The sequence below is a fragment of the Pandoraea terrigena genome (assembly GCF_902459705.1).
Lineage (GTDB): Bacteria > Pseudomonadota > Gammaproteobacteria > Burkholderiales > Burkholderiaceae > Pandoraea > Pandoraea terrigena.
On sequence record NZ_CABPRU010000002.1, the window covers coordinates 597,846 to 616,106 of the forward strand.

Annotated in this window: 19 protein-coding genes; 17 read left to right on the plus strand and 2 right to left on the minus strand. The window is 65.2% G+C overall.

Going from position 1 to position 18,261, the window contains the following annotated elements:
• The first annotated feature begins 171 nt into the window (after nucleotides 1-171).
• The 16 genes from PTE31013_RS25235 (at nucleotide 172) to gloA (ending at nucleotide 15,771) form a co-directional block, all read left to right on the plus strand.
• On the plus strand, nucleotides 172-294 hold the full coding sequence (locus PTE31013_RS25235; protein WP_281351795.1) for a hypothetical protein: 123 nt from the start codon (nucleotides 172-174) through the stop codon (nucleotides 292-294).
• The gene (locus tag PTE31013_RS06985) at nucleotides 291-1,109 is read left to right on the plus strand and encodes a metal ABC transporter ATP-binding protein (RefSeq protein ID WP_174978453.1); all 819 of its coding nucleotides are present in this window, start codon (nucleotides 291-293) and stop codon (nucleotides 1,107-1,109) included. Before PTE31013_RS25235 ends, PTE31013_RS06985 begins: the two co-directional genes overlap by 4 nt.
• Nucleotides 1,106-1,969: a metal ABC transporter permease gene (locus tag PTE31013_RS06990; protein WP_217426218.1), complete on the plus strand. Its 864-nt coding sequence runs from the start codon at nucleotides 1,106-1,108 to the stop codon at nucleotides 1,967-1,969. Before PTE31013_RS06985 ends, PTE31013_RS06990 begins: the two co-directional genes overlap by 4 nt.
• An 11-nt stretch (nucleotides 1,970-1,980) precedes the next feature.
• Nucleotides 1,981-2,910 carry a metal ABC transporter solute-binding protein, Zn/Mn family gene (locus PTE31013_RS06995; RefSeq protein WP_150612064.1) on the plus strand — a complete coding sequence of 310 codons (930 nt, stop codon included), beginning with the start codon at nucleotides 1,981-1,983 and terminating at the stop codon, nucleotides 2,908-2,910.
• 198 nt (nucleotides 2,911-3,108) lie between these two features.
• Complete coding sequence (miaB, locus tag PTE31013_RS07000) at nucleotides 3,109-4,452, plus strand: tRNA (N6-isopentenyl adenosine(37)-C2)-methylthiotransferase MiaB (protein WP_150612065.1); 1,344 nt, start codon at nucleotides 3,109-3,111, stop codon at nucleotides 4,450-4,452.
• Nucleotides 4,453-4,575: 123 nt separating this feature from the next.
• Nucleotides 4,576-5,634, plus strand: a complete 1,059-nt coding sequence (locus PTE31013_RS07005) for a PhoH family protein (RefSeq protein WP_150612066.1) — start codon at nucleotides 4,576-4,578, stop codon at nucleotides 5,632-5,634.
• A complete protein-coding gene (ybeY, locus tag PTE31013_RS07010; protein ID WP_150612067.1) occupies nucleotides 5,631-6,167 on the plus strand; it encodes an rRNA maturation RNase YbeY in 537 nt (178 codons plus the stop codon). The genes PTE31013_RS07005 and ybeY overlap by 4 nt, the downstream gene beginning before the upstream one ends.
• A gap of 11 nt (nucleotides 6,168-6,178) precedes the next feature.
• A complete protein-coding gene (locus PTE31013_RS07015) occupies nucleotides 6,179-6,865 on the plus strand; it encodes a gamma-glutamylcyclotransferase (protein ID WP_150612068.1) in 687 nt (228 codons plus the stop codon).
• A 152-nt stretch (nucleotides 6,866-7,017) separates the two neighbouring features.
• Nucleotides 7,018-7,893 carry a CorC family transporter gene (locus tag PTE31013_RS07020; RefSeq protein ID WP_150612069.1) on the plus strand — a complete coding sequence of 292 codons (876 nt, stop codon included), beginning with the start codon at nucleotides 7,018-7,020 and terminating at the stop codon, nucleotides 7,891-7,893.
• 60 nt (nucleotides 7,894-7,953) lie between these two features.
• Nucleotides 7,954-9,510 (plus strand): apolipoprotein N-acyltransferase, encoded by a 1,557-nt coding sequence (gene lnt, locus PTE31013_RS07025; protein WP_246173928.1) that lies wholly within the window; start codon nucleotides 7,954-7,956, stop codon nucleotides 9,508-9,510.
• A gap of 204 nt (nucleotides 9,511-9,714) precedes the next feature.
• Nucleotides 9,715-10,653 carry a glycine--tRNA ligase subunit alpha gene (glyQ, locus tag PTE31013_RS07030; protein WP_150612071.1) on the plus strand — a complete coding sequence of 313 codons (939 nt, stop codon included), beginning with the start codon at nucleotides 9,715-9,717 and terminating at the stop codon, nucleotides 10,651-10,653.
• Complete coding sequence (glyS, locus tag PTE31013_RS07035; protein WP_150612072.1) at nucleotides 10,650-12,779, plus strand: glycine--tRNA ligase subunit beta; 2,130 nt, start codon at nucleotides 10,650-10,652, stop codon at nucleotides 12,777-12,779. The genes glyQ and glyS overlap by 4 nt, the downstream gene beginning before the upstream one ends.
• Before the next feature lie 32 nt (nucleotides 12,780-12,811).
• Nucleotides 12,812-13,405, plus strand: coding sequence for a D-glycero-beta-D-manno-heptose 1,7-bisphosphate 7-phosphatase (gmhB, locus tag PTE31013_RS07040; RefSeq protein ID WP_150612073.1), 594 nt, complete (start codon nucleotides 12,812-12,814; stop codon nucleotides 13,403-13,405).
• A 94-nt stretch (nucleotides 13,406-13,499) separates the two neighbouring features.
• Nucleotides 13,500-14,294, plus strand: coding sequence for a lysophospholipid acyltransferase family protein (locus PTE31013_RS07045; RefSeq protein ID WP_150612074.1), 795 nt, complete (start codon nucleotides 13,500-13,502; stop codon nucleotides 14,292-14,294).
• Nucleotides 14,295-14,337: 43 nt separating this feature from the next.
• Nucleotides 14,338-15,258, plus strand: a complete 921-nt coding sequence (locus tag PTE31013_RS07050; protein ID WP_425495545.1) for a M48 family metallopeptidase — start codon at nucleotides 14,338-14,340, stop codon at nucleotides 15,256-15,258.
• Nucleotides 15,259-15,369: 111 nt separating this feature from the next.
• On the plus strand, nucleotides 15,370-15,771 hold the full coding sequence (gene gloA / locus PTE31013_RS07055) for a lactoylglutathione lyase (protein WP_150612075.1): 402 nt from the start codon (nucleotides 15,370-15,372) through the stop codon (nucleotides 15,769-15,771).
• 110 nt (nucleotides 15,772-15,881) lie between these two features.
• Here gloA and PTE31013_RS25050 read toward each other — a convergent pair whose 3' ends face one another.
• Nucleotides 15,882-16,316 carry a rubredoxin gene (locus PTE31013_RS25050; RefSeq protein ID WP_150612076.1) on the minus strand — a complete coding sequence of 145 codons (435 nt, stop codon included), beginning with the start codon at nucleotides 16,314-16,316 and terminating at the stop codon, nucleotides 15,882-15,884.
• 240 nt (nucleotides 16,317-16,556) lie between these two features.
• Between PTE31013_RS25050 and PTE31013_RS07065 the strand changes: the two genes are divergently transcribed.
• The gene (locus tag PTE31013_RS07065) at nucleotides 16,557-17,447 is read left to right on the plus strand and encodes a DMT family transporter (RefSeq protein WP_150612077.1); all 891 of its coding nucleotides are present in this window, start codon (nucleotides 16,557-16,559) and stop codon (nucleotides 17,445-17,447) included.
• On the opposite strand, the gene rsmA is transcribed toward PTE31013_RS07065, so the two are convergent.
• Nucleotides 17,422-18,255, minus strand: a complete 834-nt coding sequence (gene rsmA / locus PTE31013_RS07070; protein ID WP_150612078.1) for a 16S rRNA (adenine(1518)-N(6)/adenine(1519)-N(6))-dimethyltransferase RsmA — start codon at nucleotides 18,253-18,255, stop codon at nucleotides 17,422-17,424. The two genes, PTE31013_RS07065 and rsmA, sit on opposite strands and share 26 nt — an antisense overlap.
• Nucleotides 18,256-18,261: the final 6 nt, after the last annotated feature.

An 18,261-nucleotide genomic window follows, 5' to 3' on the forward strand; every position in this document is an offset into this window, starting at 1 on the left:
ATATGTAACGTGACGTGTCCCATGGCGCCACGCGCCATTCATGTCGCCGAGCCTCGGCGCCACGAATCATTTCATGCAATAATGCAACCTTGTTGCATTTATTACACAGTTGCAAACCGTGCCCAAGCACCGCCTTTCCGCCCCACCGCTGATTCCGTCCATGCTTCGTCCATGATCCGCTTTTCCGTTTGGCTCTACCGTCTGGCTGGCTGGGAACGCACGGCATTCATGTTGCTCGTGCTCCTGCCGCTTTGGGGGCTCGTCTACTGGGCACTGCAGGGGGTCGCGTCGTGATCGGCTGTCGTGATCTCTCGGTTCACTTTGGACCGAACGTTGCGCTCGATCGCGTCAGCGCGACGTTTGCGCCCGGCGTGCTCTCGGCGGTCGTCGGCCCCAACGGCGGCGGCAAGACAACGCTGCTGCGCGCGCTCGCGGGCCTGCAGAAGGCATCGACGGGCACGATTGTCTGCGACGGCGCGGTCGCCTATCTGTCGCAGCGGCCCGAGACCGATCACCGCTTCCCCATGTGTGTCGAGGAGTACGTGCTGACCGGCACATGGCGACGCACGGGCGACGCACGCCGCCTCGGGCGCGATGAGTTCGACCGCGCTCACGACGCGCTTGCGCGCGCCGGTCTGGCTGACAAGCGCACGCATGCGCTGGAGGCGTTGTCCGGAGGACAATGGCAGCGCGCCCGCTTCGCGCGACTGATCGTGGAAGACGCCCCAATTGTTTTGCTGGATGAACCACTCACCGGCATCGACGTCCCCTCGGCGGAACTCTTGCTCGCCTTGCTGGATCAATGGCGCAACGAGGGGCGTACCGTGGTGACGGTGCTCCATGATCTTCCGCTCGTGCGCGAGCGCTTCGCGCACGTCGCCGTGATGGCCGGCCGGCTGGTGTCCGAGGGTACCCCGGCCGCGTGCCTGCACAGCGGGCTGCCGTCCGTCGACGCCACCGGAGGCGGCCAGCATGCTGGCCTGTCCGGTGCTGGCGGCTACACTGCCCGTGTCGCCGGCACCGCCCCGACGGCCTATGCCCTGCCGCCCCAAGGTGACGCGCGGCGCCCGTCAGGCGCGATCACGCCGAAGCAGCGAGGCCCTCGGTGAGCGCGCTATTGGATCTAGTCGTCGGCCCGTTCTCGGAATTCGACTTCATGCGCCACGCGCTGGTCGGCAGCCTCGCGCTGTCGATCGGCTGCACGCCGGTGGGGGTTTTCCTGCTGCTGCGGCGCATGAGCCTGATGGGCGATTCGCTCTCGCATGCGGTATTGCCGGGCGCCGCCATCGGCTACCTGATCGGCGGCCTGTCGCTACCCTGGATGGCGGGGGGCGGGATGGTGGCCGGCTTGCTCGTGGCCCTGCTCGCCGGACTGTCGAGCCGCCGCACGCGGCTTGACGAGGGGGCATCGTTCGCCGGCTTCTATTTACTGGCGTTGGCTGGCGGCGTGGTGATCGTCTCGAAATGGGGCAACAGCGTCGACCTGATGCACCTGCTGTTCGGCTCGGTGCTTGCGGTGGACGATCCGGCACTGATCCTCGTGGCCTCGATCGCGACCGTGACGCTCCTATGGTTCGGATGGCATTATCGCGGTCTCGTGCTCGACAGCGCCGATCCGGCGTTCCTCGGACACGGACAGGGCAAGAGCGTCATGCGCTATCACCTGGGCTTTACCGTGCTCACGGTGATGAACCTCGTCGCGGGGTTTCAGGCGATGGGCACGCTCATGGCCGTGGGACTGATGATGCTGCCGGCGGCCACCGCCCGACTCGTTGCCCGCACGCTGCCGGGCATGCTGCTCGTGGCCTGGCTGGTCGCGAGCGCGTCGAGCGTGATCGGCTTGCTGCTTTCGTATTACCTGGCCTGCCCTTCGGGACCGGCCATCATTTTGACGGCAGGCATCGCCTACCTGGGCGCACTGCTTGCCACGCCGGGCCACGCCAACGCGGCCAAGGCCCCGGCGCTTTGAGAGAGGAAAACATGTTCGGATTGGGTCAATCGGCTGGCAAATCGTGGTTTGGCGCAGCGCGCTTCGCCACACTGCTCGCCCTGGCGCTGGCGTTCGCCAGCCCGGCACGCGCACAGGACACACACCTGCCCGTTGCCGCAAGCTTCAGCATCCTGTCCGACATCGTCAAGGCCGTTGGCGGCGACCGGGTCGACGTGACGACGCTCGTCGGCCCCGACCAGGACACGCATGTCTACGAACCCACTCCGGCGGATGTCGCCAAGATTTCGGGAACCAAGCTCTTCTTCGTCAATGGCCTGGGTTTCGAGGGCTGGATGCCTCGCCTGATGAAGGCGAGCCACTATCCCGGCAAGCTCGTTACCGTCACCAAGGGCCTCAAGGCGCGCACGATGGTCGACGAGGGAAGGACGGTGCCCGACCCGCACATGTTCCAGGATCCCGAGCGTGTCAAAACGATGGTCGATAACATCGCCGCCGCCCTGTCGCAAGCCGACCCGGCCGGCAGCACCTATTACACGGAACGCGCCAGGAACTACCGCGGCGCACTCGACGACCTGATCACCTGGGCCAACAAACAGTTTGCCCCGATTCCGCCCGCCCGCCGCGTCGTCCTCACGTCGCACGACGCCTTCGGCTATCTCGGCCAGCGCTTCGGCGTCAGGTTCCTGGCCCCGGAAGGGGTGTCGACCGAAAGCGAAGCCAGCGCCCGGGACGTGGCGAACCTGATTCGCGTGATCCGCCGTACCGGCATCAAGGCGGTCTTCATGGAAAACATTTCCAATCCGCGCCTGATCCAGCGCATCGCCCACGATGCCAAGGTGACGGTCGACGGCAAGCTGTATTCCGACGCCCTTTCGCAGAATCCGGAAGCCACGACCTACCTTCAGTTGTTCCAGCACAACGTGCGCGCCATCGCGGCCGCGATGAAGGACAACCGCTAGTCGCCCACCGCCCTGCCCGCCACGGTGCACGCGTCATACGCGCTATAATGCGTGCACCACACACCGGCCCCGCTACGGAGGTCCGGACAGGCCGGCCACGCCGGCTTTTGCGTTTGGGCTGCCGCTTTTCCCAACGAATATTACCCAACCATCATTACGGACGCCCCCAGGTCAACCACTGCGAACGGCGCACACTCAATGGCAAAGAAGATTTACATCAAGACGTTCGGCTGTCAGATGAACGAGTATGACTCCGACAAGATGGCGGACGTGCTCGGCGCCGCCGAAGGTCTCGAAAAGACAGACTCCCCCGAAGACGCCGACGTCATCCTGTTCAACACCTGCTCCGTGCGCGAAAAGGCCCAGGAGAAAGTGTTCTCGGATCTGGGCCGCATGCGCGCGCTCAAGGAAATCAAGCCGGATCTGGTCATCGGTGTTGGCGGCTGCGTCGCCAGCCAGGAAGGCGCCGCCATCGTGCAGCGCGCGCCCTATGTGGACGTGGTGTTCGGCCCGCAAACCCTGCACCGCCTGCCGCAGATGCTGGAAGCGCGCCGCGCCACCGGGCGCTCGCAGGTCGACATCTCGTTCCCGGAGATCGAAAAGTTCGATCACCTCCCGCCGGCCAAGGTCGAGGGCGCGACCGCGTTCGTCTCGATCATGGAAGGCTGCTCGAAATACTGCAGCTACTGCGTGGTGCCCTACACGCGCGGTGACGAGGTGTCACGCCCGTTCGAAGACGTGCTCACCGAGATTGCCGGCCTGGCCGAACAAGGCGTGCGTGAAATCACGCTGCTGGGGCAGAACGTCAACGCCTATCGCGGATTGATGACCGACGGTGAAATCGCCGACTTCGCGCTGCTCATCGAATACGTGGCCGAAGTGCCGGGCATCGAGCGCATCCGCTACACGACCAGCCACCCGAAGGAATTCACGCAACGCCTGATCGACACCTACGCCAAGGTGCCCAAGCTCGTGAGCCATCTGCACCTGCCCGTGCAGCATGGCGCCGACCGGGTGCTCTCGGCGATGAAGCGCGGTTATACCGTGCTGGAATACAAATCGATCATCCGTCGCCTGCGCCAGGTGCGCCCGGACATGTCGATGTCGTCTGACTTCATCGTCGGCTTCCCCGGCGAGACGGACGAGGATTTCGACAAGCTCATGGCGATGATTCACGAGATCGGTTACGACACGAGCTTCTCGTTCATCTACAGCCCGCGCCCGGGCACCCCGGCCGCCAACCTGCCGGACGATACGCCGCGCGAGGTCAAGCTGCGCCGCCTGCAACACTTGCAGGCCGTGATCGAGGAAAACGCCGCGCGCATCAGCCAGGGCATGGTCGGCTCGCGTCAGCGCATTCTCGTCGAAGGCGTGTCGCGCAAGGACCCCAACGAACTGCAGGGCCGCACGGAGAACAACCGCGTGGTGAATTTCCCGGCGACCGAAGCGCAGCGCGCCCGCCTGATCGGCCAGATGACCGACGTCGTGATCACGCTCGCCTACCCGCACTCGCTGCGTGGCGAACTCATCACCACGCATTGACCAAAATTTGCGAATATGAACGGATCCGGCAGATTCGGGCGTGCGTATCAGCGATATCGCATGCCCGAACCTGCCCCCGGCGACTCCATCGAACGATCTGAACAGGCACCCGACCGGATCATCTTGAAAGCACCCGTCCAAGAATTCACCGCCCCGCGCGACGACAATCGTCGTCTGGCCAACCTCTGCGGCCCGCTCGACGAGAACCTGCGTCAGATCGAACAGGCGCTCGATGTCTCCATTTCCCGCCGCGGCCATCGCTTCGCCGTTCGCGGCAAAAGCGCCGCGATCGCCACGCAGGCCATCGAGAGCTTCTACAACCGCGCCACCGAGCCGCTGTCCGTCGACGATATCCAGTTGGGGCTCGTGGAGTCGCGCCAGGGCCTCGTGCCGAGCGTGCGCCATGGCGACGACAACCCGTTTGCCGCCGGTGAGACGGAAGACGGCTCGCCCGTGCTGCACACCCGTCGCAGCGACCTGCACGGCCGCACACCCGCGCAGCGCGACTATCTCAAGCAGATCCTCTCGCACGACGTGACGTTCGGCATCGGCCCGGCCGGCACCGGCAAGACCTATCTGGCCGTGGCCTGCGCCGTCGACGCGCTCGAGCGCGACGCCGTCAAGCGCATCGTGCTCACGCGTCCGGCCGTGGAAGCGGGCGAGCGCCTGGGCTTTCTGCCCGGCGACCTGGCGCAAAAGGTGGACCCGTACCTGCGCCCGCTCTACGATGCGCTCTACGACCTGCTCGGCTTCGACAAGACGCAGAAGTACTTCGAGAAGCAGATGATCGAGATCGCGCCGCTTGCCTACATGCGCGGACGCACGCTCAACCACGCGTTCATCATTCTGGACGAGGCGCAGAACACCACGCCCGAGCAGATGAAGATGTTCCTCACGCGCATCGGATTCGGCAGCAAGGCGGTCGTGACCGGCGACACCACGCAGGTCGACCTGCCACGCGGCCAGAAGAGCGGACTGATGGAAGCGCAGGTGATCCTGAAGAACGTTCGCGGCATTGCCGTGACGCGCTTCACCAGTGTGGACGTGGTGCGTCACCCGCTGGTCGCCCGTATCGTCGATGCCTACGACGCGCACGCGCAGCTCGCCGAAGCCGGCCTCGACGTGCCGGTGTCGTCCGAACGCGCCCCCCGCACCGCCCGCGCGTCGCGAGGCAAGGCATGAGCGAACGGGCGCCGCGTTCGCCGCGTCATGCGCTCACGCTGACGCAACAGTTCGTGGCCGGTCCGGCGTTCGCCGCGCACAAGGTATGGCTCCCGCGCACCGCGGTGCGCCGCTGGGTGCAGGCCGCGCTGCTCGCCGACGCCGAACTGACCTTGCGCTTCGTCGACGCCGAGGAAGGACAGGCGCTGAACCGTGGCTATCGCGGCAAAGACTACGCGACCAACGTGCTCACGTTCGCCTATGCGCAAGACGAAAGCGATCCGGTGACGGGCGACATCGTGTTGTGCTGCCCGGTGGTCGAGCGCGAGGCAAACGAACAGGGCATTACGCTCGAAGCGCATTACGCCCACCTGATCGTGCACGGCGTGCTTCACGCACAAGGCTACGACCACGAAGCGGACGACGAGGCGCACGAGATGGAAGCCCTCGAAACGGAGATTCTCGCCGGGCTCGGCTATGCCGATCCTTATGCGGCCGAAAAATCCCCGAAGTCCCCGAAGTCACGCACACCGGCCAACCGTCACCGCGCCTGAACCGATATCGCATGGACCGCATCCCCGATCGCCCGACTGCCCCCGAGACGTCGCCGTCCAGTGTGTCGAGCGGCCCCGGGTGCGACCAGTACCCGCCGGACCTTGGCGACGCCCGTCATCTGAGCCGGGAAGAACTTGTCGGCTCGCTCGACACCGCGCTCGCCCACTGGGACGGTCGCGAGGATCTGTGGATCTTCGCATACGGCTCACTCATCTGGAACCCTGGCCTGCCCGTCGAGGAAAGCCTGCACGCCCGTGTTTTCGGCTATCACCGGGGGCTCTATCTGTGGTCGCGCGTCAATCGCGGCACCCCCGAGCAACCGGGACTCGTGCTGGCCCTCGACCGTGGCGGCTCGTGTGCAGGCGTGGCGCTACGGCTCTCGGCGGCCAGGGCGCGCGCCGAACTCGAAACGCTCTGGTATCGCGAGATGGCGATGGGTTCGTATCGTCCGGCATGGCTCAACTGTTCGCTCGCCGACGGCCGCGCCGCGCCCGCGCTCGCATTTGTCATGCGACGCGACGTGAAGAGCTACGCCGGCCGCCTGCCCGACGACATCATCCGCAAGGTCTTCGATCAGGCACAGGGACGCTACGGCACGACACACGATTACGTCGCCCGCACTGTCAAGGCGCTGCGCGACGCCGGCATGCCCGACCCCGCGCTGGAAGCCGTGTTGCACCGCTGCGGTGCGCGCTGAAGCGAACGGCTTGCCCTGAAATCCGCGGCGTTGCCCGAGCGCGAACCCGACACCGCGAAACGCTGCGGGGCTGACGCAGAGATGCCGTACATCTGGTGTATCCTTGAGCTTCCTGTAACAGCTCGGCGTCCGCCCACCTTGGACGCGCCGTCATGAACGACCCTTATCCCAGTCGACCCGGTCGAAAAAACACCGATAAACCCCGCTCGCTGCTCGAACGCCTCACCGATCTGATTTCCCCGGAGCCGGAGTCGCGTGCCGAGCTGCTCGAAGTTCTGCAAGACGCCCACGCCCGCAACCTGATGGACGCCGATTCGCTGGCGATGATCGAGGGCGTATTCCAGGTGGCCGACCTGTGCGCCCGCGACATCATGGTGCCGCGGGCGCAAATGGACGCCATCAATATCGAACAGACGCCCGACGAGTTCGTCCCCTTCGTGCTGGAACAGGCGCACTCGCGCTATCCGGTATACGAAGGCAATCGCGACAACATCATCGGCATCCTGCTCGCGAAGGATCTGCTGCGTTACTACGCCAATCACGATTTCGACGTGCGCGACATGCTGCGCCCGGCGGTGTTCATCCCCGAGTCGAAACGTCTGAACGTGCTGCTGCACGACTTCCGCGTCAATCGCAATCACATTGCCATTGTCGTGGACGAATACGGCGGCGTGGCCGGCCTCATCACCATTGAAGACGTGCTCGAACAGATCGTCGGCGACATCGAGGACGAGTACGACTTCGACGAGGAAGAAGACAACATCATTGCCGCGCCCGACGGCACTTACCGCATTCGTGCCCTCACCGAGATCGAGCAGTTCAACGAGGCGTTCGGCACGCAGTTCGTTGATGCCGAGAACGACACGATCGGCGGTATGATCACGCACCAGTTCGGGCGCGTGCCACGTCGCGGTGAACGCATGCGTATCGGCAATCTCGTGTTCGAAGTGCTGCGCGCCGACGGTCGTCAGGTTCACATGCTGTTGCTACGGCGCGTGGAGCCGGCGGGCGCCGATGCGTCCGCGTAACGTCGCGACCGGCGTTTCGATTTGCGCCCCGATCAACGTCTTCATCGACCCATGCAGGAAATGACACTCCACGCGCCCGAGCGGCGCTCGTGGCCCGCCTGGCGCGCCCGTGCGCTCGCCGGTCTGGCCGGTATCGCCCAGACCTTGGCGTTCGCGCCGCGCGACGTCTGGTGGCTGCAGCTGATCGCGATGGCGGGCCTGTTCGCGCTCGTCGAGCGTAGCGCATCGCGGCGCGATGCCGTCTGGCTCGGCGGCAGTTTCGGCGTTGCCTCGTTTGCGTCCGGCATCTGGTGGCTCTACATCAGCATGCACACCTACGGCGGCATGCCCGGCGTCATGGCCGGTGCTGCAGTCGCGCTGTTCTCGATCTATCTCGCGATCTACCCTGCACTGGCGACCTTCGTCACGCGCGGGGTCTCGGCCGGTGGCCCATGGCGCGCCCTCGCGTTCGCGGGCGCCTGGACGCTCGCGGAATGGCTGCGCGGCACGGTCTTCACCGGCTTCCCGTGGCTGTCGCCCGGCTATGCCCACGTCGATGGCCCGCTGGCCGGCTTTGCGCCGCTCGTCGGGGTCTATGGCATTGGCGGACTCGCCGCGCTTGCGGCAGCCTGGCTCGCCCGCGCGGTGCTTCCCGCCGTCGGCACGATGCGAGCCGCCGGCCCGGCGTCGCGGCTGGCCGCGGTCGCCGGCGTGCTGGTACTGCTCGGCGCGGGTGCAGGGCTCGCGCGGCACGCGTGGACCACGCCGTCGGGCAAGCCGCTGACCGTGCGGCTGCTGCAAGGCAACATCGCGCAGGACATGAAATTCGAGCGCGCCGGAATCGATCACGCGATGGACCTGTATCGCGACATGATCGTGGCCGCGCCGGCCGACCTCATCATCACGCCGGAGACGGCCTTCCCCGTGCTGCTGCAAGGCATTCCGCCCGACGTGGCCGGCCCGATCCGCGAATTTGCCGATCGCACCGGCTCGCACGTGGTGCTTGGGGCCGTGGGTGCGACCCTCACCGATCACGGTCCCACGGATCTGACCAACAGCCTGTTTGGCGTCACGCCGCGCGACGCGACGCTGCACCGCTACGACAAGCATCATCTCGTGCCATTCGGCGAGTTCGTCCCGTGGGGCTTTCGCTGGTTCGTCGACATGATGCACATCCCGCTGGGCGACTTCCTTCGTGGCACCGCCACGCCAGGCGGCTTCGCCGTCGGCGACCAGCGCGTGGCCCTCGACATCTGCTACGAAGACCTGTTCGGCGAGGAAATTGCCCAGACGTTGCGTAGCATGCCCGTCCCCGCGACGGTGCTCGCCAACGCGACCAACCTTGCGTGGTTCGGCGACACCATCGCGCTCGACCAGCATCTGCAGATCGCGCGCATGCGCTCGCTGGAGACGGGACGTCCGATGTTGCGGGCGACGAACACCGGCACGACCGCGATCATCGATGCGCACGGCCGCGTGCAGGGCCGTCTGCCGACGATGACCACGGGCACGCTCACTGGCAGCGTGCAGCCGTACCGCGGCCTCACGCCGTACGTTCGCTTCGGCAATCTTCCCGCGCTTGGGCTTGCCCTCGTCGCCCTGGGCCTCGGACTCGCGATGACTCGCCGGGCGCGCTGAGTCGCGCCGGACTCGCGCCAATGCCGTCGAAATGCCGCTGGGGGACGTGAAAATCCCGCTGTCGCGCTGTCCGAAGGGCATCGGCGCCCCATTCGGATCGAATTCCCGCTAAAATTCAACGTTTTAGTCTTTCGGCCGCGCTCGCGGCCGGGCCGGAAGACTGCGCAAAATCCGCATTTTCCTGTTCGTCCGCGCGAATTCATCATGCTTACCTTTCAACAAGTCATCCTGACGTTGCAGGATTACTGGGACAAGCAAGGCTGTGCGTTGCTCCAGCCTTACGACATGGAGGTCGGCGCCGGTACCTCGCACACGGCCACGTTCCTGCGCGCGATCGGCCCGGAGCCGTGGCGCGCTGCCTATGTTCAGCCGTCGCGCCGTCCCAAGGATGGCCGTTACGGTGAGAATCCGAACCGCATGCAGCACTACTACCAGTACCAGGTGGTGCTCAAGCCTGCGCCGGAGAACATTCTCGACCTGTACCTGGGTTCGCTGCGCGCGCTCGGGCTCGATCTGACCGAGAACGACGTGCGCTTCGTGGAAGACGACTGGGAGAACCCCACGCTCGGCGCCTGGGGCCTGGGCTGGGAAGTGTGGCTCAACGGCATGGAAGTGACCCAGTTCACCTATTTCCAGCAGGTCGGCGGGCTGGACTGCAAGCCGGTGCTGGGCGAGATCACGTATGGGATCGAGCGCCTGGCCATGTATCTGCAACAGGTCGAGAACGTCTACGATCTCGTGTGGACCGAATGGGAAGAGCAGACCACGGACGGCCCGGTCACGCGTCGCCTGACCTACGGCGACGTGTTCCATCAGAACGAGGTCGAGCAGTCGACGTACAACTTCGAGCACTCGAATCAGCCGATGCTGTTCGGCTTCTTCGACAACTACGAGAGCGAAGCCAAGCGCCTCATCGAAGCCGAACTCGCGCTGCCCGCCTACGAGATGATTCTCAAGGCCGCCCACACGTTCAACCTGCTCGACGCGCGCGGCGCCATCTCGGTGACAGAACGTGCGGCGTACATCGGCCGCATCCGGGCGCTGTCGCGCCTGATCGCACAGGCCTACTACGCTTCGCGCGAAAAGCTCGGTTTTCCGATGCTGCACGCCCCCGCCGCCAAAACCCAAACGCAAGCCGCATGATGAGCACCGCACAACGCACCCTGCTGGTCGAACTGCTGACCGAAGAACTGCCGCCGAAGGCGCTGGCGCGTCTGGGCGACGCGTTCGCCGACGGCATTGCCAATGGCCTGCGCACGCGTGGCCTGACCACGGACGCGAGCGTCGTCACGCCGTACGCCACGCCGCGCCGCCTGGCCGTCACGATCTCCAACGCGCTCGAACGCGCCCCGGACGCGACCATCCGCGCCAAGGTGCTGCCGGTCTCCGTCGGCCTCGACGCCAACGGCAACCCCACGCCGCCGCTGGCGAAGAAGCTCGCCGCCATGGGCTTCGCCGACTTGCCGGTCGCCAGCCTGGAGCGGGCGATGGACGGCAAGGCCGAGGCCTTCTTCCATACCTACACGGCGGCGGGCGCCCAACTGGCTGACGCGCTGCAAGCGGCGCTCGACGAGACGCTCGGCAAGCTGCCGATCCCGAAGGTCATGAGTTACCAGCGCCCAGACGGCGAGACGGTGCAATTCGTGCGCCCGGTGCACGGGCTGGTCGCGCTGCACGGCGACACCGTCGTGCCCGCCACGGCCATCGGCCTTGCCTCCGGCAACAAGACGCTGGGGCATCGATTCCTGTCCTCGGGCGAAGTCGTCGTCGCCCATGCCGACGCCTACGCCTCGACCCTCGCGTCCGAAGGCAAAGTGCTCGCCAGCTTCGCGGATCGCCGCGACGCCATTCGCACGCAACTGTTCGACGCGGCCGGCAGCGATCACGTGATCATGCCCGACGCACTGCTCGACGAAGTGACCGCCCTCGTCGAATGGCCCGCGATTTACGCCTGCCACTTTGAGGAAGTCTTCCTCTCGGTGCCGCAGGAATGTCTGATTCTCACGATGCAGACGAACCAGAAGTACTTCGCGCTCACCGACAAGCCGCTTGCCGAGGGTGGCCGCCTGACGAACCGCTTCCTGATCGTCTCCAACATTGCGACCGACACGCCCGAGCAAATCGTCACGGGTAACGAGCGCGTGGTGCGCCCGCGTCTGGCCGATGCGAAGTTCTTCTTCGAGCAGGACAAGAAAAGGCCGCTCGCGGACCGAGTGCCGCAGCTCGCGAACGTCGTCTATCACAACAAGCTGGGCTCGCAGCTCGAGCGCACGCAGCGTCTGGTGCGACTGGCCGGCGCCATTGCACGGATGCTCGGCGGCGCGGATCAGAACGCGGTGGCGCTGGCCGAACGCGGCGCCCTGCTGGCCAAGGCCGACCTGCTGACCGATATGGTCGGCGAGTTCCCTGAGCTGCAAGGCACGATGGGCACGTATTACGCGCGTCACGACGGTGAAGCCGACGACGTCGCGCGCGCCTGTTCGGAGCATTATCAGCCGCGCTTTGCAGGCGACGCCCTGCCCGCGAGCGACACCGGCATTGTCGTGGCACTGGCGGACAAGCTCGAGACGCTCGTTGGCATCTGGGGGATCGGATTGCAACCGACCGGGGAGAAAGACCCATTCGCGCTGCGCCGCCATGCGCTGGGCATCGTGCGCATGCTCGTCGAGCGGCGTCTGCCGGTCATGTTGTCGGACCTGCTGAACGTGACCTACCAGCAATTCACGTCGGGTGTCGCCGGCGACGCTTACCTGAGTGACGTCTACCAGTTCGTGCTCGATCGCCTGCGCGGCTATCTGCGTGAGCGTGGCTACGCCGCCAACGAAATCGAGGCCGTGCTGGTGTCCCCGTCGATTTATCTGGATCTGAGCGATCTGATCGAGCGCCTGGAGGCCGTACGTGCATTCTCGGCACTGCCGCAAGCCGAAGCGCTTGCCGCCGCGAACAAGCGCATCGGCAATATCCTGAAGAAGACGGCAGCGCCGCCCGAAGGCGTTATCGCAGCGTCGCTGCTGATCGAGCCGGCCGAGAAAGCGCTTGCCGCCGCACTCGACAAGGTCACCCCGGTGGTGGAGGCGAAGTTCCGGGCGCACGAGTATGCGCAGGCGCTGTCAGCGCTGGCCGAACTGCGCGACGCGGTCGACGCCTTCTTCAATGACGTGATGGTGATGGCCGATGACGAGGCACTGCGCAACAATCGCCTCGCCCTGCTCAGCCATTTGCATCTGAAGATGAACCTCGTGGCCGATCTCTCGAAGCTCGCCGCTTAAGTTCGGCCCAATGTCCCGGAAGCCCGTTCATCATGGATTCGCGTAAAGATCGCACCCCCGGCCCCGCCGCCCGCAAGCTCGTGATTCTCGATCGAGACGGCGTCATCAACGCCGACTCGGATCAGTTCATCAAGTCGACGGATGAGTGGGTGCCGCTACCCGGCAGTCTGGAAGCCATCGGCCGTCTGAACCAGGCCAGCTACCGGGTCGTCGTGGCGACGAACCAGTCGGGCGTGGGGCGCGGGTTGTTCGACATGGCGACACTCGGCGCCATGCACACGAAAATGTCGAAGCTGGCCGTCGCCGCCGGCGGCCGCATCGACGCGGTGTTCTTCTGCCCGCATACTGCCGCGGACGCCTGCGATTGCCGCAAGCCGAAGCCGGGTCTGTTCCAGGAAATCGCGCGCCGCTATGAAATCGACCTGACCGGCGTGCCGGCCGTAGGCGACTCGCTGCGCGATTTGCAGGCGGCGGCAGCGGTGGGCGCACGGCCGCACCTGGTATTGACCGGCAAGGGCAAGAAAACGCTCGCTGCGGGCAATCTGCCCGAAGGCACACGTGTGCATGACAGCCTGCAGGCGTTCGTGAACGACCTGCTCGCCGAAGCCGGCGCCAAGAGCGTGTGAGTGGTGCGGCGCTCGCCCGTCACATGACCCAGCAGGATGCGCATCAGCGCGCGTAGGACAATCGCTCCGGCACCTTACTTCAGGCCAAGACCCGATGCTGCAATTTCGTTCGATTCTCTTTTTCATCTTCCTGATCGTCTGGACGATTCCCTACGCGATCGCCTGCATCGTCTCGTTCCCGTTCCTCTCGCGCGTGCGCCGTTACTGGCTTGCGGCCGGCTGGTGCAAGGTAGTCATCTGGGTTGGCGACAAGCTGTGTGGCATGCGCTACCGGGTCATCGGCTGGGAGAATCTGCCGGATACGCCCGCGATCCTGCTGTCGAAGCACCAATCGGCCTGGGAGACGGTCGCGCTGCCTGCGCTCATGCCGCGCCCACTGTGTTTCGTGTTCAAGCGCGAACTGCTCTATGTGCCATTCTTCGGCTGGGCGCTGGGCCTGCTCAGCATGATCCACATCAATCGCAGCAAGGGCACCGACGCGTTTCAGTCGGTCGTTGCGCAGGGGCGCGAGCGTCTGGCCGAGGGGTCGTGGATCATCATGTTCCCGGAAGGCACGCGCACGAAAACCGGCTCTCGCAACCGGTACAAATCGGGCGGCGCCCGCCTCGCAGCGACGACCGGTGCCCCGGTCGTGCCGATCGCGCACAATGCCGGGCGCGTCTGGCCGCGCAACTCGTTTTTGAAATACCCCGGGGAAGTGGTCGTATCGATCGGACCCGTCATCCAGACGGCGGGGCGCACGGCCGAGGCCGTCAACGCCGATGTGGCCGAATGGATCGAACGCGAGATGGTGCGCATCGATCCGGGTGCCTATCAGGCAAAACCAGTGAAGACTGCGCCAGAGTCGTCCGGCGCGTCGGACAAACCCGACACCACGCCACGGACCTGACGCCCCCTCCCGAGACCGTCTCATGTCGAAAGTCCAACCCGCTATGCGCGACACCCGCTCCCGGCATGAGACCCCCGTTCCCCAGATGGAACTCGATCTGTTCGGCAACCCCGGGGCCGAAGCGAACGGCGTGGCCACCGACGTGCCCGGCCCATCGGCGGCATTGAGCCCGTCGGCCATCGAAACGAGCCCGCTTCACGGGCTCGCGTCAGGGGGCCCGGCGCCGCGCCGCCTGCCCGGCAACGGCGAACGCGTCATCGTGCTCGACGGTCATGCCATCTACTATCGATTCAAACGCTCATCACGGCGCACCATCGGCTTCATGATCGACGAGTCGGGACTGGCCGTCACCGCCCCGCGCTGGGTCACGCTGGCGGACGTCGAAGCGGCCGTTGTCGAGAAAAAGCGCTGGATCTTCAACAAGATCGCCGAATTTCGCGACCGCGCCGCACGTCGCGTGATTCCGCGTGTGATCTGGGCCGACGCCGCCACGCTGCCGTACCTTGGTCACACGCTGACCATCCGGCTCGGCGCAAGCGCCCGTACTGCGCAATACGATATCCATACGCATACGCTGTGGCTCGATTTGCCGCCGCAAGCCGCACCGGAGCAGATGCGCGACCGTGTGCAAGGCTGGCTGCAGCAAGAAGCCCGCAAACTCTTCACGACGCGGCTGGAAGTCTACGGCGAGCGCCTCGGCGTGCGCCACTCGGCGCTGGGGCTGTCGTCGGCCACGACGCGCTGGGGCAGTTGCAGCGCCGACGGACGCATTCGCTTGAACTGGCGGCTGATCCACTTCCCCCTGGGCGTGATCGATTACGTGGTCGCGCACGAACTCGCGCATTTGAAGGAAATGAACCACGGGCCTCGTTTCTGGCAAGCCGTGGCGTCGATCTTCCCGGAATTCGAGGCGGCGCGCGACACCCTCAAGTCGCATGCGCCTGAGTGGCTACCGGAATTCTGATCGAACGGTCGCCCCCAAGCGCGAGAATCATTCAACGCCGCATGAATGCGGCTCAGTTTCATGAGCGCGGGTACAATCGAGACCTCGTTGTCCCCATCGGTTAAAAACACCATGCGAATGCTCCATACCATGCTGCGCGTCGGCGACCTTCAGCGCTCGATCGATTTCTACACGCGCGTGCTCGGCATGCAACTGCTGCGCCAGAGCGAGAACCCCGAGTACAAGTACACGCTGGCATTTGTCGGCTACGGCGCCGAGTCGGAGAACACCGTGCTTGAGCTGACCTACAACTGGGGCGTGGAAAATTACGAGATCGGCACCGCATTCGGCCATCTGGCGGTCGAAGTCGATGATGCCTACGCTGCCTGCGACACGATCCGTGCGGCCGGCGGCAAGGTTAGCCGCGAAGCCGGTCCCGTCAAGGGCGGTACGACGGTCATTGCGTTCGTCGAAGATCCAGACGGCTACAAGATCGAATTGATCCAGAAGCGCTCGACCCAGGGCGTCTTGTAACGCCTGCCAGGCTGCGCGTCATGCCGAGACGGCCACCCATTTGCGGCGGCCGTTTCCCCTATACCATGCAGCGTCGGGCCGGGGGCCTCCGTACAGTCCTGTGCGACGCTTCAGAACGCCACCATCGCAAAGTCCTCCTTGCCCACGTCACACAGCGGGCAACGCCAGTCTTCCGGCACGTCTTCCCAGCGGGTTCCGGGCGCGATGCCGTCGTCCGGGCAGCCGAGCGCTTCGTCGTAAATCCAGCCACAGATCACGCAGACCCATTGGCGGTAGGCTTGCGTGCCACCGGACAAGACAGGCGTCACGCCGTCGTTTCGCGTCAATTCGGTCTTCCGCGTCGCCCCCGGATCGGGCAGCGTGAACACGAGCGGCAATTCGGTGCCCGAGGCATCGTGTCCCGGTCGGCTTAGATACGATTGCAGCGCGGCGAGCAGTGCCTGCGCCTCGTCGCGCGTGATATCGATCCAATACGGATCGCCTGCCCCGTCGTTGAGACGTGACGGGGAGAACTGGAGCTCGACGGCTGAGCCTTTCTTGTACATGCGCAAGGGTGCAAAAATTGACGGGGGGATGGGCACGATGGCCCGCGCGGAGCATTGTATCGGTTCGGCGAAATGCAATAAACCGGCGAATCCGGGAGACATTGTGTCGCGAAACGAAACAATGCTCCCCGAAATTACCCATGCCGCCTGCACCAGAATGATGTCCGAGCGACCGGGATCGGAGACAATGAGCGACACAACGCATCGTACTCACGATGCATCGCCATCCGAACCAACTTCATGAAATCCACACCGCGTCCGATCGATGCCGCCGCGCTTGCCATCATGTTTGGCCTGTGTGCGGTATGGGGCGGCCAGCAGGTCGCCGTCAAACTGGCGGTCCCCGTCGTGCCCCCCGTGCTGCAGGCCGGCTTGCGCTCCCTGATCGCGACCGTGCTGGTCGGCGGCTGGATGCTGTGGCGCCGTCAGAAGCTCATCACCGGTGACGGCACTTTGCCGGCAGGCCTCCTCGCGGGCTTGCTCTTTTCGCTGGAATTCCTCTGCATCTTCGTTGGCCTGACGCACACGACCGCCTCGCGCATGGCCGTCTTCCTGTATTCGGCCCCCTGCTTTACCGCCATCGGCCTGCACTGGACGGTGCCGAGCGAACGGTTGCGTCCGATGCAATGGCTCGGCATGGCCGTTGCCTTCTGCGGCATCGTCGTGGCGTTCTCCGACGGCAGCGGCTCGGACCTCGCGACAACATGGCCGGGTGACCTGCTCGGCATCCTCGCCGGCGTGTTCTGGGGAACGACGACGGTGATCGTTCGGGCGTCGCGCCTGGCAAGCGCCGCGCCATCGAAGACGCTGCTCTACCAACTCGCCGTCTCGGCTGTGTTGCTGTGCACACTGGCCCTGGGCACTGGGAACGTGCACGTCGGCCCGATGACCGCCACGACATGGGTGAGCCTCGCCTATCAGTCCATCGGCGTCGCGTTTGCGAGCTATCTGATCTGGTTCGGGATGTTGACGCGCTACAGCGCCGCCCGCCTTGCGTCATTCTCGTTCCTGAGCCCGCTCTTCGGTGTGACGTTCGGCGTGCTGGTGCTCGGCGAATCGGTCGGCTGGCGCTTTGCCGGCGCAGTCGTGCTCGTGTTCGCCGGGATCAGCCTGGTGAACCGGCGCCACTGATCGCGCGCGCGAGCGTCACGTATTCGTCGACCGGAACGTCCTCGGCGCGACGGGTGAGATCGAATCCGAGCGCGTCGAAATCGACACGGTCGCGGTAACTGTGCAGCGTGTTGCGCAGCATCTTGCGGCGCTGCGAGAACGCCTGTGCCACCACGGCTCCGAACACATCCAGATCGACCTGCGGCAGGTCCGCCACGGCACGCGGAATCATCCGCACCACGGCCGAATCGACCTTGGGTGGCGGATTGAACGCCTGCGGCGGCACGTCGAGCACCTTGTCCATCCAGTAGCGATACTGGAGCATGACCGAGAGTCGGCTGTAGTTGCTCGATCCCGCGGGCGCGACCATACGTTCGACCACTTCGTCCTGCAGCATGAAGTGCTGGTCGCGCACGAGCGTCGCGTAACGCATCAGATGAAACAGCAACGGGCTGGAGATGTTGTACGGCAGATTGCCGACGATGCGCAGCGGGGCTTCGTCACGCCGATCCTCCGGCACGAGCGACCCGAAGTCGAAGTCCAGCGCATCGCCCGCGTGCACGCTCACGCGCTCGCCGAACTTGCGTGTGAGGCGCGCGACCAGGTCACGGTCGAGTTCGACCACGTGCAGATGGGCCAGCCACTCGGTGAGCGGCGTCGTCAGCGCGCCCAACCCTGGCCCAATCTCGACCATCAGATCGTCGGTGCGCGGCGAGATCGCACCCACGATCGCATCGATCACGCCCATGTCGACGAGAAAATTCTGACCAAAACGTTTGCGCGCCACGTGGCCCTGTTGGACGCCCGTGCGCTTCGATGCGCTACTCATGTGAAT